Genomic DNA, 16,127 nt, shown 5'->3' on the forward strand with positions numbered 1-16,127 from the left:
CAATACGAAACTCTGCACTAGTACCGTATCGTTAACGTATCGCCCTTCTGTGTCAACTCAAACTGTTTCAGTGCGCTCATCCCCAACAAAATAATGTCGCCATCCATGCCGGGGGTGATTGAGGCCTGCACATCGTCTAACACGATGTCACCCAGTTGCAATTGATCAATCACGGTACGGTAGGTGATGACTCGGCCATTGGCGGTTTGTGACATCCCCTGACGGCCTTTTTTTAGCCCCAGCCGCTGAGCCAATGGCTCGGGAATAGCCACTAAGGTTGCACCTGTATCCAGCAAAAAGGTGACTGGCTGACCATTAACCCGACCTTTCGCAACATAATGACCCATGCGGTTTTGCTCGAGTTGAACGACCAATTGATTGCCCAACTGTTGTGTCGAAACCTGTTGATTAGGATTGAACTGTTGCTGTAGTTTGTCTTCGAAAAACCATACCAGTAATGCCAGAGCCAGGCCCCAGGCGATAAACATAAAGGGTTTACCGAAGCCGGAGCGACTAGACATCCTTCACCTTGGTGTTATTGCTGTCATAAACTTTTACATCAACGTCGATGCCATTGCGGACACTCTGCGTGACCACACAAAAATCTTCAAACTTCTCCAGCGCCTGAGATAAATGCGGTAAGGCATCCTGATCATTGCCTAAAAACAGCTCAACACCGATATTGGTTATGCGCCACCGGCCATCAACACGTTCCAGCTTGCCACTGACGTCAGCACTCACTTTGCCCGGATCATCTTTGTATTTACGCAGTGCAAAAATTAAACTCGCCGCCAGGCAGTTAGCCACTGAGGCTGCCAGCATCCGCGACGGATTCGGGCCTTCACCACTTCCTAAGGGTTCAGGTTCGTCACTGATAACTTCACCAAACTGCCCAAAATCAATGACAAACTTATAATCTTCAAGCAGTTCCAGGCTCAGTTTAAATTCGTTATCCATTTTCCACTGCCCTCCTGTTAATAAGGTAATTGTTGGTTGCTGACCTTATCTGCCTGCGCCTGTCTCACTGCCAGCACCTCGCTTTGATCCGTAGCAACGGTCCACCCACTCAGGTGGTTCTGAATTAACTGCACCAGTGCGTCAATATGTTGTGGCTCCGCATTTAATGCACTGATGTACTCATAACGCTCACCACCATTTTCGATAAAATACTCTTTATTCTCTTCACCAATCTCTTCAATGGTTTCCAGGCAATCGGCAGAAAAACCCGGACAGAACACCTGCACCGATTTTACCCCCTTCGCCGGTAAACTTTTCATGGTTTCATCGGTGTAAGGTTGTAGCCACTCTTCGCGACCAAACCGTGACTGAAACGTGGTTAAGTATTCACTATCGCTCAATCCAAGCTTTTGCGCTAATAAACGAGACGTTTTGTAGCATTCGCAATGATAAGGGTCACCGTTTTTAAGATAACGAAGGGGAACACCATGATACGAAAAAATCAGTTTATCGGCGCGACCGTGGGTTGCCCAATGGCGCTCAATACGTTCGGCCGCCGCCGCAATAAAAGGTTCAAAGTCGTGATAATGAGTGATGAAACGGAACTCTGGCAACCAACGGCGCTTACTGAAATCCTTCGCGACGGCATCAAAGGTCGAGGCCACCGTCGAAGCTGAGTATTGGGGATACAACGGCAGTACCAGCAACTTACGCACCCCTGCCTGCAGCATTCTATCGATGCGGTCGCTGATGCTCGGCTGACCATAGCGCATCGCAAAGTCCACCACCACCTTATCGCCAAACTGTTGTTTCAGTTGCTTATCAATTGCCGTAGCCTGATCCTGAGTGTGGTAAAGCAACGGCGAACCGCGTTCTGTCCACACCGTTTCATAGGCCTCAGCAGAGCGCTTAGGCCGTATCCGCAGTATCACGCCGTTCAAAATCAATGACCACAGCAGACGCGGCACTTCGACCACCCGGGGGTCGGAAAGAAACTCTTTCAGGTAAGGTTTTAATGCTGCCTTGGTGGGCGCGTCGGGGGTGCCGAGGTTCGTTACAAGCACACCCAGTTTATCGGCCTGCTGATGAGTAAATGCTGGACTGCCGCGATAGTTCATTTCACTGTATTCCTTATAAAAACAACGTGCCGCTTATTTACGTCCTTTTTAAACGGTTCGATCCCCCTTTGCAAAGATTTCGCGTTAAACTGGCAACGATTGCTTTAATCGGAAACAGCGCTCGTGGATAACGAAACCCTTAAACCAGACAATAAATCCGCACAAAAATGGCTGCAACGCTTGCTCGACTCGCCACACGCATTGGTGATTTTATTTTTTATGTCGGCGTTGGAAGCCACCATTATACCGATACCATTGGAATTGATACTGATTCCTTTCATGGTGCTGGAACGCGATCGCATTTGGTCCATTGCCAGCGTGGCACTGGCGGGTTGCCTGACCGGAGCGCTGGCGGGATATTTTATCGGTTACGCCTTATTCGATAGCATCGGGCAGTGGTTTATCAACTACCTTAGCCTGCAAGACTATTATGAATCATTTAAAGCAACACTGGAAACCGACGGTTTTATCGCGGTGTTTCTGGTTGGGGTAACGCCGGTTCCCTTTCAGACGGCGATGCTCGCGGCGGGCGTTACGGGCTTCTCACTGCCCTTGTTTTTACTTGCCTCAGGTTTGTCACGCGGCATTCGTTATTATGGGCTGGCGTTACTGGCGATGTGGCTAGGTCCCTATGCGCAGCAATGGTGGCAAAAAAATGCGTCGCGTTTAGGCTGGTCGGTTGCTATTATTGCCGCCATTGCCCTCGTGGTTTTTCAGTTTAGCTAACGCGGAATACTATGTTTTTACTGATTGTTTTTGCTTTTCTAGCCATTGGCGTGTCTTTTATTTGTTCGGTGCTCGAAGCAGCGCTGTTGTCGATCACCCCCAGCTACATTGCTCAACTAAAAGAACAACAGCCTGTCCTGCACGATAAATTGGCCGCCTTAAAACGCAATATAGACCAGCCGCTGGCAGCCATTCTGACCTTAAACACCATTGCCCATACCGCAGGTGCTGCGGGGGTTGGCGCGCAAGTCGGCGTCGTGTTTGGCGATGGCTATTTAGGCGTTGCCAGTGCGGTAATGACACTGCTTATTCTGGTGTTGTCGGAAATCATACCGAAAACCATCGGCGCGAAATTCTGGCGTGCCCTGGCACCGCTGTTGGCGCCCACCCTGCGTTTTATGATTTTCACCTTACGCCCCTTCATTTGGTTGTCCGATCAAATTACCCGTCGCATCGGTAACAACGAGCCGGACATTGATGTGCGCTCAGAAATTAAAGCCATGGCCACCATGGGTTTCGAACAACAGGCGCTGGACAAAGACGAACACCGCGTTATCTGGAATATTCTCGATTTACACGATATCCGTGTTAAGGACGTGATGACCCCCCGTACGGTGTGTGAGACCATTCCGCCCGATATGACCGTTGCTGAATTTGCCGAGAAAGCTCGCCCATTGCCGTTCTCGCGCTTTCCGATCATCGATGCCGACGAAGAGCCACAGGGTCTATTATTCCGCAGTGATGCACTGGATGCAGACCGCCAACAGCGGGTTGTTGATTTAGCACGGCCGGTCGAAATCGTTACCGAAACCGTGAGTATCGAAAGCTTAATGGCGTATCTGCTGAAAGAACGTCAACATCTTTGCCTGGTATACGACGAGCATGGCAGTTGGCTGGGCTTAATTACCCTGGAAGATATTATCGAGACCATTCTCGGCACACCAATTATGGACGAAACCGATAACGTCGCCAGTTTACGACGTTATGCCCGACAACGCTGGGATAAACGCGTCAAACGCGACCCACAGCAGACGCAAAGCCAGTAGCGTAATCACCCAGCGGAAAATTTGGTTAAAGCGGTGATTCGAAATCCGCTTTAACCATTTTAAGCCCACCCAGGTACCGATAAAGCCCGCCGCCATCATCGCTGCGATCAACAACAGCCAGTCTTTAAATACAAACCCGGCTAAGCCAAACACCAGCGCTTTCGGTGCGTGCTGCATGCTCATGGTGGCGGCAAACGTCGCTACTGTGGTCATGCGTTCGGAAAAGCGTGACTTAATAAAGGCCGCCACCACGGGTCCGGATGCTCCGACAAACAACGAAATAAAACCGGTGATCAGACCGCCACAGGCAAGTCCCGCTTTGCCCAATACCAGTTGCGGTAGCTTCGGCCCCCAGGTCAGATACAATAAAAATAACGCAATACACAGTTGCAGCAAGGGAGCCGGAAACTGCACCAACAAGAGACTGCCTACTGTTGTGCCGAGCAATCCAAAGGGCACAAACCAGGCAACGGTGAACCAATCAATGTGGCGCCAGGCCAGTACCGTGCGACCGACGTTGGATCCCATCTGTACCACCCCATGCACCGGGATAATCGCCGGCGCCGGTAACACCAGTGCCAGCATGGCTATCAATACCGCGCCACCGCCGGCACCGGCAATCGCGGTTAACAACGAGGTGCTTGCAGAAAGCAACACCAAGCCCCAAAACATCCAATCACTTGCGGGCATTGAGCAAAATTCCTCTAACGGTTATAATCCGCGCGATTTTAACGCACCGGATTTACGTTCCGGGCAGCTGAAAAAGGTAGTCTTTTTATGTTTATTTGCGCGGCACTGTATAAATTTGTCGAACTCAACGACTTTGAACAACTTCGTGAGCCTCTGTATCAAACTCTAATTGATAACGATGTCAAAGGCACCCTCCTTTTGGCTCGGGAAGGTATCAATGGCACCATTTGCGGTACTCGTGAAGGTATCGACAATGTGCTGGCTTACTTGCGCAGCGATGAACGTTTGATTGATATTGATCACAAAGAATCCCCCAGTGATACACAAGCGTTTTATCGGACCAAAGTGAAGCTTAAGAAAGAAATCGTTACCATGGGTATCGACTGGGTTGATCCTAAAAATACCGTCGGCACCTACGTGGAACCTGAGCAATGGAATGATCTGATTTCCGATCCTGAAGTGCTGGTCATCGACACCCGTAACGAATACGAATACGCTGTTGGTACATTTGAAGGTGCGGTAAACCCAAAAACGGAAGCTTTCCGCGAGTTTCCTGAATACGTTAAGCAGCATCTGGACCCCACCAAGCACAAAAAGGTCGCGATGTTCTGCACAGGCGGTATTCGCTGTGAAAAATCAACCGCCTACCTGAAAGAACAAGGTTTTGATGAAGTCTACCACCTGAAAGGGGGGATTCTTAAATACTTGGAGATGGTGCCGGAAGAAAGCAGCAAATGGAACGGCGAATGCTTCGTGTTTGACCAACGCGTGACGGTGAAACACGGGCTTGAACAGGGTGAGTACGATCAGTGCTACGCCTGTCGGATGCCAATCACCGAAGAAGAGAAGCAATCTGAGCAGTATCAGAAAGGGGTAAGCTGTCCCCATTGTTTTGATAAAACCACACCCGAGCAAAAACAACGGTTTGCTGAGCGTGAGCGTCAAATTCAGTTGGCCAAACAGCGCGGCGAACAGCACATTCGTGATGGTAAACGCGAAACAATCCTTCAGAAATGATCAAATTTGCAGTAAATTCGTAGTAAGTGGGTACGGAGTCAGTCAATCTGGAGGACGTAATGAAACAGTTAAAAGTTATTGGTCTTGATGAGAAAAAAGCAGCCAGTTTAGGTGATAAATTGAATGAGCTGTTGGCCAATTATCAGATTTTTTACATGAATGTTCGTGGTTTCCACTGGAACATCAAAGGTGAACAGTTCTTCCAACTGCACGCGAAGTTCGAAGAAACCTATGATGACTTGTTGCTGAAAATTGATGAAATTGCTGAACGTATTCTGACTTTGGGTCAGCGCCCAATGCATGCGTATTCAACGTACATCAAGGCGAGTGACATTGAGGAAGTAAAAGATGTGCATGAAGGTCGTGCCTGCGTCGGTAATATCCTTGACAGTTACCAGACAATTATTCGTCTTCAACGCGACATCCAGGCGCTTGCCGATGATGCAGGAGATGAAGGTACATCAGCCTTGATGAGCGATTACATTCGTGAACAAGAAAAAACATCATGGATGTTAACGTCATACCTTGGTTAATAGGGTGACATGAACAACTTAAGCCCGCGGCCGAGGCCGCGGGCTTTTTGCTTTAGAACGAATAATTAAAGCGCATATAGTAGTAGCCGCCATTAATGCCAAATGGCAAGGTTTCCCAACCATACTTAAAACCGGCCTGAGAGAACGGTATACCCGCATCACCCCATTCATCAGGATAGGTATCAAATACGTTATTGGCACCGACCATCACGGACAGGTCACGGCTAATGTCATAGCCGACCGATAAATCCATTAACCATTTTGCCCCCCATTCGTGACGTACGCCGGTAAACGCCTGTCCTTCAACGGAGCCAAAGTAGTTCAGCGCCGCATTAACGGTCCAGTCATTACGCTGCCACTGGCCGCTAAACGTGGCTTTCTCGTTAGGCTGTCCCTCTTCGATACGTAACACCTGAGTCTCATTGAATATTTCCTCTGCAGGAATCAACGAGGACACCGAGTTAACACTTTCAACGCTGGTATTCATAAAACTGACGGCGGCGGTTAAGTTTAAATCGCCCTGCCAGAGTTTGGTGGGGTAAGAACCAATAATGTCCAGGCCGGTGGTCTTAGTATCCACCGAGTTGGTAAAGAACTGCGCTGCACCGAGGTTATTGGCCGCAAGGATGTCAGCAAAATCGCTGCCAATCGAGGCGGTTAATGGTTCCGAAATCACGATCCGGTCATCGATATTAATTTGATAAAAGTCCAAGGTAAGGTCAAAGCCGCTGTCCCAGCGCTTGATCAAACCCAGACTGACACTCTCGGAAGTTTCTTCTTCCAGCTCATTAATACCAAACTGCCGGGCAACGTCGTCATCATTGGATACGGTGCCGGTTTGTACCAAAGTACCGTTGACGATATTAGTCAGTACCTGGCTGTAGTAGATTTGCTGCACGCCAGGTGCGCGGAAGCCCGTCGCTAAGGTGCCACGAACCGAAAAATCCGCGTCAATGTCGTAGCGCATTGAGAGTTTTCCGGAAATATTATCGCCAGCGATATCATAATCTTCATAGCGTAACGCTCCGGCCATCAAGAACTCCGGCGTGACATAATATTCCGCGTCGACATAAACCCCATAACTGTCACGTTCGGCATCCACGGCCTGACCCGGACTGAAACCCGGGAAGCCCTGAATGCCGGCCTCGGCAGGAGCCCCTGACGGTGTCAGTATCTCAATACTTGGGTCATTAGTGCGGCCATAGGCCCACGACACCGGATCACCTGGATTAATGGTATAACCATCGGTTCGGTATTCCAGGCCGGTTGCCAAATAGAGCAGTTCGTTGCCGACATCAACGGTACCGTTAAAGTCGAGGTTAAAGGTCGTTTGCTCAAAGATCAGTTCGCCGTCAAACGCTTCGGTCGGCGTTTCGCCGTAAATCCCGCCATTGCCATCCGGCTCGTAGTACCAGCTTACGTTAGCCGAATTTGCGGAATTAAAGCGAAATTCATTCATACCGTGCACAACACTGGCATCCCACATCCATGCGTTGGGTAGATCACCGCGCACACCAATCGCGATGGATTGGTCATCCGCTTCGGTCTTTAACTGGGGTAAAAAACCGTCCGGATACAGCGCTTCTATGGTACGCGGATGACCGCGACCACGGAAAAACCCGGCAGAACCACCGTCACGAGTGGATAGCCCGCCAAACGCATAGAGTTCGGTTGTACTGTTTAACGAGTAGCCTGCATTAAGCCAGGCGTAATAGTTTTCAGAATCGGCATCGCCAACGTGCAAACGCACCACGGGGTCACCATTTTCATCGAGCCAGTCACCGATCAATTGACCGCCCGTTGCTTCCAGAGTCGCCGGTGATGCCCGGTTGGTCATACCCCGGTCACGGTATTCAAGGGTCAGGTTGACGAAGCCGGAGCTGCTCGACGTGCCGATGTTGAAACCAACCTGGTTATTTTCACCATCCCCCTCATAAGTCTGACCTACTTCGGCGCTCAAACTACCACCATCGCCGCTTTTCAGGGTGATGTTGATAACCCCGGCAATGGCGTCAGAACCGTATTGTGCCGCGGCACCGTCCCGTAAAATTTCCACGCGCGCAACGGCCGAAATCGGGATCGCATTGATGTCATAACCGGCAGAACCCTTACCAATGGTTTCTTGTACGTTAACCAACGCCTGTTGATGACGACGCTTTCCGTTAACAAGAACCAGTACTTGATCAGGGCCAAGGCCTCGTAACGTCGCCGGACGAATAATGTCCGAGCCATCCGAGATGGTGGTGGTTGAAAAGTTAAACGATGGCGCACTCATCTGCAGTGCTTTACCTAATTCACTGGCACCCGTGCTAACCAGCTGCTCTCCGGAGATGATATCGACCGGCGAGGCTGACTCGGTCGCGGTTCTGCCATTTACTCGTGAGCCTAGCGTAACAATTCGTTCCATATCTTCTGAGTCGGCAGCACTTTCTGCTTGTTGACTCATAGCGACCGGTCCGTATAAGGCGGTGCTGACAGCTAATGCAATGCTGGTATGTTTGATGATTTTTCTCATTGTTCTACGCCCACGTTTTGTTTAAACACATTTTATTATCTACGTGGAATGAACAAAGATTGACATATGTCAGTACGCGTATGACATATGTCAATGTCTTGATTGGTCACCACCCTGTGCTACATTGAAAGTCGACAGAACAATAACCCCTGTTTAGGAGCAACTTATGAATAAAGTGGTGGGACTGGTACTCATTATTGTCGGCGCAATACTGTTATATATGTCGTACGAGGCGTCGCAATCAATCGCTTCGGAAGCATCTGAGGTCTTTACCAATCAACCGACCGACAGCACACTTTGGTATCTGATCGGTGGTGTCGCGGCGGTCATTATTGGGCTGTACGCCTTACTTAAAGGCAAATAACTCATCAACAAAGCGGCTGCTCCGGGGGTTAGTCCCCGGAGACATTCGGCAGTGCCAGCGCTGAAAGGAACGCCAACACACCAACAGCGACCAGAAACCACAATACCGCCGCAGCACCATAAGCCGCATCCAGCCAACCTAGCAGGATACCGGCTAACAAAATAATACCCATAACGGTATTGGAAACGGCCGTTAATTGCGCTCGGTTATCCTGATCAGCCATATCCACCAAATAGGTTTTTCGGCCTACCCGCGCTCCGTGGTGAGCTACCGCCGACAAGAACAACAACAATCCGGCAACCCAGGGCCAGGCGAGTGCTGTAGGAGCCCAATAATAGACGCCTAATGCCATTAACATCACCAACGTCGACATCACCGAGGCGGCGGCCATAACACGATGGCTGGCAGCATCAGACCAACGCCCCCAGACACGCCCGGCGAGTAACCCGGCCAGCCCGCTGGCCAATAGCAAACTGCCAAGACTGGTCAGCTCAGCATCACCTTCACGTTGAATCAGCACCACGATGTAGGGAATCGCGAAAGCAGCAGAAACCAACAGCGCGCGGGTTAAAACAAAATGACCAAACTGGCCATTGCGCCATAACAACGAGAGCGACTTAAGGGCTTCGGTAATGGCGTTACCACCGCCTTCCGTAGAACCGGCTACCTCAGGAATCCCCGCATAAAGCAAAGCTGCAGCGGTCCAAAGCACCACGCCGCTACCCAGTAACGCAAGGAATAACCAGCGTTCACCCTCAACCTCAGGCGAAAACATGATCACCAGTGCCGTACCCAACGTCAGTAACCCCGCCGCTGAAGCGGCAACGCCGGAAAGACGCCCGCGACGGGTTTTCGATACCGTCTTACCGGTTACGTCTTTATTGGCGACCGAGCAAACGCCGCGAGATAGTGAGAAGGTGGTTAATAAAATCACCACAGCCCAACCCAGCGCCGAATTATTCAGCGTGGCTACCGCCACGACCATTAACGCCAACGATAATGCCTGGCCAATACTGCCTGCCACCCAGAACCATTTTCGTACGGGTTGTTCACGGAGTTTTTGCGCAACAAACAGTTGCGGCAACAGCGCCAGCGATTCACGCAAGGGCACCAGTGCACTGATGAAAATAGCCGGCGCTCCTAACGTACTGAGCATCCACGGCAACACCAATCGTGCGCTGACAAGAGTGTCACCAAGTTTCGTTAGTGTTAGCGACAGCAACATCAGCACAAATGAGCGAGGCTGATGATGGCACGCCGACTCAGGGATATCTTTACAAACGCGGGCGTCTTCGTCCTCTGCCAAATAGCCATAGACGCGGTGGGTTAAATCTTTGTCACTCACTCAGTGCTCCTTGCTGCAGCAGTTTTGACCATTGTCGATAGAGCCAACGAACGAATTGTCGGTGCTCATGCAGACAGTGGTTATCTATCTCAATACCCGTCTGCTCGCTGTAATGGTGACACAATTCTGCACAACCATTAGCATCCAGGCCGTTTATTTCAATAGTACTGGCGATATCTGTCAAGCGATCACCCCAGCCGGCATACTCCCAGTCAATAACCTTAAGCGAGTGGCCGGTCAAAATATGGGCGAAAGCCAGGTCAAAATGGCACAACACCTGAGACTCGTCCGTTGTCAGTGTCTTTTTAAACGCAGCCAGCTGTTGCTGTTCGGTTTCCCCTAGGCGATGTGCATAATGGTCCGCTTTCTGCCACAGCGTAGTCCCTTGCCAGGCCGGTTTCTGACGATGGATTTGTGCCAATGCCTGCGCGGTGATGCGAAGTTTTTCGGTGGTTTTAATGGGCTTGGCACTGATGGGAGTGGCACTGATGTATTCTTGTAACACCCACCGGCTCGGATCGAGCGCAATAACCTCCGGCGCCAGACCAACATCGGCGAGCTGCTGTTGTAAGTGAAACTCGTCACTCCGCCTCAGGCCCAGACAGTCGCTGTGATTTAGCCATTTAAACACGTAGGATGCGTTGGCCCCCCGCAATAACCAAACCTCATTTGCGACGCCCGAACGAAGCGCCCGAACCTCAATCGGTTTCTCGATCTTCAATGATTAGTTACCAACTCCGCTTGCTGATCACTTTTCCAACGATACATTGCGTAAACCACCAACACAACGTAAAGCACGAAAAGCAGGGCGGTTGCGACGAATCCCTTGCTCCAGTACAAATACACATAAACACTGTCGATAACCAACCAATACCACCAGGTTTCGAAGGCTTTCTGCGCAATCAGCCAAGTCGCAAGCAAACTGAACACGGTTGTGAAGGTGTCTAACCACACCGCATCAGCATCCGTGAAATGTTGCAATGACAGCGCAATTGACACAGCCAGAGGTACCAGCCACGCCCATTGAAGCAGGTGCCAACGCCAACTAAACCGCAACTCCGGCTGCTCTTCGCTGATGTTGGCCTGATGCCACTGCCACCAGCCGTAGCCGGCCATTGCAATGTAAATCACTTGCAACACAGACTCCATATAAAGACGTGCCTGCCAAAAGATGACGGCATAAATGGAGCAACTGATGGCAGCGGCGAGCCAGCACCATTGGCGCTGATGAGCCGCCAACAGCAGATACGCCAGTGCTAACACCAGCGCGATGAGCTCCCATCCGGAGCTCATGAGTAATGCATCAAGAAGCTGCTCCACCATCATTGTTCCTAAAATTGATACTCGGCAGTCAAGCCAACGCGGCGCGGCTCACCGTACTGCAAGTAAGTCTCGGTGACGTATTGGTCACGCGGATCATTACCAAAGTAGAAACCTCGTACCTCGACGTCCTCATCGGTAAGGTTACGTCCCCACAGCTTCAGTTCCCAGTTGTCCCAGCGATAGCCAATCTGAGCATGCCATTGCGTGGCCGCTTCAGCTTTCTGGTTATGTGAATTGGAAAAGTAGTAGCCGTCTTTCAAATCTGTCTGCACACTCCAGTACCAGTGCTCGCCGAGAACGCCGCGTAAACCAATGTTAGCGGTATAATTCGGAGCATGCGCCTGATCCCGGCCACTCATATCCTCGCCGTCTTCGGTCACAAAACCGTCGATTTCTGTGTTCAACCAACCAAGCGATGCAAACGCACTCAGCCCATCGGTCAACTGTCCTTCGAGCTCAGCTTCTACACCATAGTTGGTGCCACTGGCGGCGTTCTCTAGAAAGCCCACAAACGATTGGTCGCGGTTAACCCAGCTTTTCAACTGCACGTCATCACGCCAGTTATAAAATACCGCCACACGTCCTGTCCAACCTTGGTTCGGACTCGCCCACTTAAGGCCTGACTCCAGATTCCATAACAATTCCGGTGCGAACGTCGCACGCTCCAACAAGTACTGTTCGATGCTTTCCAGTTGCTGATCTTTGGCTCTTCCCAATGCCTCACCATTAACACCGCCTGCTTTGTAGCCGCGCGCCAGCGTGGTGTACCAGCGACTATTGTCAGTGTACTGGTAACGCAAACTGAGGTTACCACCGATCATCGTATCACTGGGTTCTTCAGCCACCTGATTGCTGTCGAGATAATCCGTCGTGTAACGTTCCAAACGCAACCCGGTTAGCAGGCTCCAGCGAGTGTTCAGTTGTTGAATCAGTTCGCCGTAAAGCGCCCAGTGATTGCGTTCTTGGTCACTGCTAAATAGCGCTGGAGCGCCAATATCCCAGTTAAAATAATCACGGGTAAGTTGCTGGTTTTTACGGTAGGCATAAACCCCCAGCGTCCACTCAGACATAAGACCCAGCAACGTAACCGGCTCTGTGGAGCGCAAACGTCCTTCAACGGTAGTGTCTTCGCGGTCTCGGAAATACGCATCAAAAGAGGAGTATTCCCACCCAGGAGCAATACCGACGTAGGTCCAGTCCTCATCAAAACTGTATTCACTGTCGGCGTTCAGCCGGCTGACGGACAGCTCCAGCTCACTAGCCCCCCAACCGGAGTACACGGCTGCCAGGCGCACGGCTGCAGAACGCAGCGCATCTGAACCGGGCTGGTCAGATAGCGTTACACGGTCATTTTCCAGACTAAAGGCATCATAGCCATTATCAATATTAAAGTAGTGCAGATTGGCATTAACCTGCCAGTCGTCACTCAATGCTGACGACAGACCCAGACGGGCAGACAGTTCATCACGCTGTTCGGTGTCATCACGGTCTAAAAAGGCGTTGCTGGTGAAGCCATCCTGATTAAACTGTAGCACCGATAAGCGCGCTTGGGTTGCCTCACCTAAGGCTCCGCCGACCGCAACACCAAGGCGCTGCTCATCGTAATTAGCCATACCTGCCAACAGCCGTCCTTGGGTGATCGCCGATGGCGCTTCACTTTCCAATACCACCATCCCCGCCAACGAATTAACACCAAAGCGCCCGCTCTGTGGCCCGCGGAATACCTCGAGTTGACCGATATCGAACAAGGTGGCCGCGGCACCCAAACCGGAATAGTCAATGCCGTCGATAAGTAAACCAACCGACGGATTAACATTGTCAACGAACTGTGAACGTTCACCGATGCCCCGTATCTGAATAAAACGGGCTGTTGACGTACCGCCAGAAAAATTAATATTGGCTACGCTGTTGAGCACATTCTGTAAATGTTCGGCACTGCGCTCTTGCATGGTTTGTGGATCAACGATGGCAATACTTTGCGGAATCTCATTCAGTGTCTGCGACTGAAAGTCCGCATTCACGGTAATAATTTCAATGTTTTCCTGGTCGGATTGGGCATTCGCCGCAAACCCTAACGAAAGCGCGGTCAGGGCAAAAAGATTCTGTTTTAACATGATGGATCATTTCCTCAGCTTAAGAAAGAAACGATCCGGTAAGGCTTCAATGGATAGCAAGTCGGAGTTGTCTACCATCCCTACGCCAGTATTAACCGGATCAGGTACAAAGGGTTCGCTGTCTTGCATCTCAGCCCGTTAAGGGCACCCCTTGGTAATGCCGCGCTAGTATAACGCGACGGTCATATTGTTCAACCGTTTAAATAAACGACAAGGCGTCTCCGTGTAACTGTGCCAGCGGCACACCACGGGCAACAAAATCGTCACGAATAACACGGACCATTTCAAACCGCCCCGCCATATAAATCTGACAGTCAGCCAGATCTGTGCGTTCAGCCATAACCGCATGATGCACCAAGCCGATCGCGTAAGACCAGCTTTCATCCGCCTGTTCCAGCACCGGACGGTAGCTGAACAGTGGGTGTTGCTGCGCCAATTGCTGTAACCGCTCGTGCAAATATAAATCCTGCTTTTGCTTTGCACCCCAGTAGAGGTAAACCGGCTGTTTCAACCCATCCGCAAGCAGTTTTTGCAAGATAGAATAGGTGTAGGAAAACCCGGTGCCGCCGGCAATGAGCACAACCGGCTGTTGTTGCGGCAGATGCACAAAAGCCTCACCCGCCGGTGCTTCGATATCGAGCTGCTGGTGCTGTCTGATCCGCTCCAGTACCTCTCCCGCGTAGGCGTTATCTGGAGGAGCACCGATGTGCAGTAACCACTGATGATGTTCAGCCGGATCCGACGCGATACTGAAGGGGCGCTTATCGGTTTCGCCCATTACCACCTGCAAATACTGTCCGGCTTTAAATTCAACGGCTTTAGGCAGCTTGATACTGACTTCCCAGACGTAATCAGCCAATTGCCGACTGATATTGGCCTGGCAAGTGAGTTGTTCTGACATTTACTTCTCCAGAATATTCAGTTGGTCCCAGAGCTCATCGACGCGTTGTTTAACGTCCTCGCTCATTGTGATGGGTTCGCCCCATTCGCGATCAGTTTCGCCGACCCACTTATTGGTCGCATCCATTCCCATCTTTGAACCAAGCCCGGATACCGGCGAAGCAAAGTCGAGATAATCAATGGGTGTATTTTCGACCAGTGTCGTGTCGCGAGCGGGGTCCATCCGCGTGGTCATTGCCCAGATAACGTCTTTCCAGTCACGAGCATTGACGTCGTCATCGCAGACGATAACAAACTTGGTATACATAAACTGACGTAAAAAAGACCACACACCCATCATCACGCGTTTCGCATGGCCAGGATATTGCTTCTTCATGGTCACTACCGCTAGCCGATACGAACAGCCCTCGGGTGGAAGATAGAAGTCAACAATCTCGGGGAACTGCTTTTGCAATAACGGAATAAACACTTCATTCAGAGCAACACCAAGCACGGCCGGTTCGTCCGGCGGTCGGCCGGTATAGGTGCTGTGATAGATCGGATCGCGTCGGTGGGTCACGTGGGTGACGGTAAATACCGGAAATTCATCCACTTCGTTATAATAGCCGGTGTGATCACCATAGGGCCCCTCGGGCGCGGTTTCACCCGGTTCGATATAACCTTCAAGAATGATTTCTGCGTGCGCAGGCACCTGCAGGTCGTTACTGACGCTCTGCGTTACCTGTGTCTTGCTGTCTCGCAACAAACCGGCAAACGCATATTCCGACAAACTGTCAGGCACGGGCGTCACCGCTCCGAGAATCGTCGCCGGATCAGCGCCTAATGCGACCGAAACCGGGAAGCGTTCGCCCGGGTGTTGCTGGCACCACTCTTGATAATCTAACGCGCCACCGCGGTGGGACAACCAGCGCATGATGAGTTTATTACGACCCAGCAATTGCTGTCGGTATATCCCCAGGTTCTGGCGTTCTTTATGCGGTCCGCGGGTTATCGTCAAACCCCAGGTAATCAGTGGCGCAGCATCGCCAGGCCAGCAATGCTGAATTGGCAATTGCGTCAAGTCGACGTCATCACCGCTGACGATCACTTCCTGACAAGGCGCTTTTTTTACCATTTTCGGCGACATGCTGAGCACTTTTTTATAAGTCGGCAGCAAATTCAGCGCATCTTTAAAGCCTTTTGGCGGCTCAGGTTCTTTTAGAAATGCCAACAGTTTACCGACATCACGCAGCGCGGTCACCGACTCCTGTCCCATCCCCAGGGCAACCCGCTCCGGGGTACCAAACAAGTTGGCCAGTACCGGAATAGAATGGCCCTTGACGTTTTCGAACAGTAACGCGGGACCGCCCGCTTTTAGCGTGCGATCCGCAATTTCTGTCATTTCCAGATAGGGGTCAATTTGCTGCGTAATGCGCTTCAGTTCGCCACGCGCCTCTAACTGCTTAATAAAGTCACGAAGATCTTGATATTTCATGCGTT

The 16,127-nt window shown here is 51.0% G+C and carries 16 protein-coding genes and 1 riboswitch; of the genes, 5 read left to right on the forward strand and 11 right to left on the reverse strand.

Annotation, left to right across the window (positions count from 1 at the left end; translation table 11 throughout):
- Nucleotides 1–17: 17 nt before the first annotated feature.
- The 3 genes from C5610_RS12175 to hemH are packed head-to-tail and all read right to left on the reverse strand — an operon-like array spanning nucleotide 18 to nucleotide 2,075.
- Nucleotides 18–521 (reverse strand): TIGR02281 family clan AA aspartic protease, encoded by a 504-nt coding sequence (locus C5610_RS12175; protein WP_105307390.1) that lies wholly within the window; start codon nucleotides 519–521, stop codon nucleotides 18–20.
- Nucleotides 514–957 (reverse strand): OsmC family protein, encoded by a 444-nt coding sequence (locus C5610_RS12180; RefSeq protein ID WP_105307391.1) that lies wholly within the window; start codon nucleotides 955–957, stop codon nucleotides 514–516. The genes C5610_RS12175 and C5610_RS12180 overlap by 8 nt, the downstream gene beginning before the upstream one ends.
- Nucleotides 958–974: 17 nt before the next feature.
- Nucleotides 975–2,075: a ferrochelatase gene (gene hemH / locus C5610_RS12185; protein ID WP_105307392.1), complete on the reverse strand. Its 1,101-nt coding sequence runs from the start codon at nucleotides 2,073–2,075 to the stop codon at nucleotides 975–977.
- Nucleotides 2,076–2,198: 123 nt separating this feature from the next.
- On the opposite strand from hemH, the gene C5610_RS12190 reads away from it, so the two are divergent.
- Together C5610_RS12190 and C5610_RS12195 are read left to right on the forward strand one after the other, a co-directional pair.
- Nucleotides 2,199–2,801: a YqaA family protein gene (locus C5610_RS12190; protein WP_241970628.1), complete on the forward strand. Its 603-nt coding sequence runs from the start codon at nucleotides 2,199–2,201 to the stop codon at nucleotides 2,799–2,801.
- A gap of 11 nt (nucleotides 2,802–2,812) precedes the next feature.
- Complete coding sequence (locus C5610_RS12195; RefSeq protein WP_105307393.1) at nucleotides 2,813–3,847, forward strand: CNNM domain-containing protein; 1,035 nt, start codon at nucleotides 2,813–2,815, stop codon at nucleotides 3,845–3,847.
- On the opposite strand, the gene C5610_RS12200 is transcribed toward C5610_RS12195, so the two are convergent.
- Nucleotides 3,776–4,537 carry a sulfite exporter TauE/SafE family protein gene (locus C5610_RS12200; protein WP_262339873.1) on the reverse strand — a complete coding sequence of 254 codons (762 nt, stop codon included), beginning with the start codon at nucleotides 4,535–4,537 and terminating at the stop codon, nucleotides 3,776–3,778. The two genes, C5610_RS12195 and C5610_RS12200, sit on opposite strands and share 72 nt — an antisense overlap.
- 87 nt (nucleotides 4,538–4,624) lie before the next feature.
- On the opposite strand from C5610_RS12200, the gene C5610_RS12205 reads away from it, so the two are divergent.
- Entirely contained in the window at nucleotides 4,625–5,554 is a 930-nt protein-coding gene (locus tag C5610_RS12205) for a rhodanese-related sulfurtransferase (protein WP_105307394.1), read from the forward strand.
- Nucleotides 5,555–5,613: 59 nt separating this feature from the next.
- A complete protein-coding gene (locus C5610_RS12210; RefSeq protein ID WP_105307395.1) occupies nucleotides 5,614–6,087 on the forward strand; it encodes a Dps family protein in 474 nt (157 codons plus the stop codon).
- 52 nt (nucleotides 6,088–6,139) lie between these two features.
- Here the strand turns inward: C5610_RS12210 and C5610_RS12215 are convergent, their stop codons facing one another.
- On the reverse strand, nucleotides 6,140–8,602 hold the full coding sequence (locus C5610_RS12215; RefSeq protein WP_105307396.1) for a TonB-dependent receptor plug domain-containing protein: 2,463 nt from the start codon (nucleotides 8,600–8,602) through the stop codon (nucleotides 6,140–6,142).
- Nucleotides 8,603–8,768: 166 nt separating this feature from the next.
- Between C5610_RS12215 and C5610_RS12220 the strand changes: the two genes are divergently transcribed.
- Complete coding sequence (locus C5610_RS12220) at nucleotides 8,769–8,966, forward strand: DUF3185 family protein (protein ID WP_105307397.1); 198 nt, start codon at nucleotides 8,769–8,771, stop codon at nucleotides 8,964–8,966.
- A 28-nt stretch (nucleotides 8,967–8,994) separates the two neighbouring features.
- Here C5610_RS12220 and C5610_RS12225 read toward each other — a convergent pair whose 3' ends face one another.
- The 6 genes from C5610_RS12225 to ubiD form a co-directional block, all read right to left on the reverse strand.
- Nucleotides 8,995–10,311: an MFS transporter permease gene (locus C5610_RS12225; RefSeq protein WP_105307398.1), complete on the reverse strand. Its 1,317-nt coding sequence runs from the start codon at nucleotides 10,309–10,311 to the stop codon at nucleotides 8,995–8,997.
- Complete coding sequence (locus C5610_RS12230) at nucleotides 10,304–11,032, reverse strand: phosphotransferase (RefSeq protein ID WP_105307399.1); 729 nt, start codon at nucleotides 11,030–11,032, stop codon at nucleotides 10,304–10,306. Before C5610_RS12230 ends, C5610_RS12225 begins: the two co-directional genes overlap by 8 nt.
- The gene (gene pnuC / locus C5610_RS12235; RefSeq protein ID WP_262339874.1) at nucleotides 11,029–11,604 is read right to left on the reverse strand and encodes a nicotinamide riboside transporter PnuC; all 576 of its coding nucleotides are present in this window, start codon (nucleotides 11,602–11,604) and stop codon (nucleotides 11,029–11,031) included. Before pnuC ends, C5610_RS12230 begins: the two co-directional genes overlap by 4 nt.
- Nucleotides 11,605–11,642: 38 nt before the next feature.
- Nucleotides 11,643–13,748 (reverse strand): TonB-dependent receptor, encoded by a 2,106-nt coding sequence (locus tag C5610_RS12240; RefSeq protein ID WP_105307401.1) that lies wholly within the window; start codon nucleotides 13,746–13,748, stop codon nucleotides 11,643–11,645.
- Nucleotides 13,749–13,808: 60 nt separating this feature from the next.
- Nucleotides 13,809–13,910: riboswitch (TPP riboswitch) on the reverse strand.
- Between the two features lie 37 nt (nucleotides 13,911–13,947).
- A complete protein-coding gene (gene fre / locus C5610_RS12245) occupies nucleotides 13,948–14,649 on the reverse strand; it encodes an NAD(P)H-flavin reductase (protein ID WP_105307402.1) in 702 nt (233 codons plus the stop codon).
- Entirely contained in the window at nucleotides 14,650–16,122 is a 1,473-nt protein-coding gene (gene ubiD, locus C5610_RS12250) for a 4-hydroxy-3-polyprenylbenzoate decarboxylase (protein WP_105307403.1), read from the reverse strand.
- Nucleotides 16,123–16,127 lie beyond the last annotated feature (5 nt).

The sequence above is a fragment of the Idiomarina sp. OT37-5b genome (assembly GCF_002968395.1).
Taxonomy (GTDB): Bacteria; Pseudomonadota; Gammaproteobacteria; order Enterobacterales; family Alteromonadaceae; genus Idiomarina; species Idiomarina aquatica.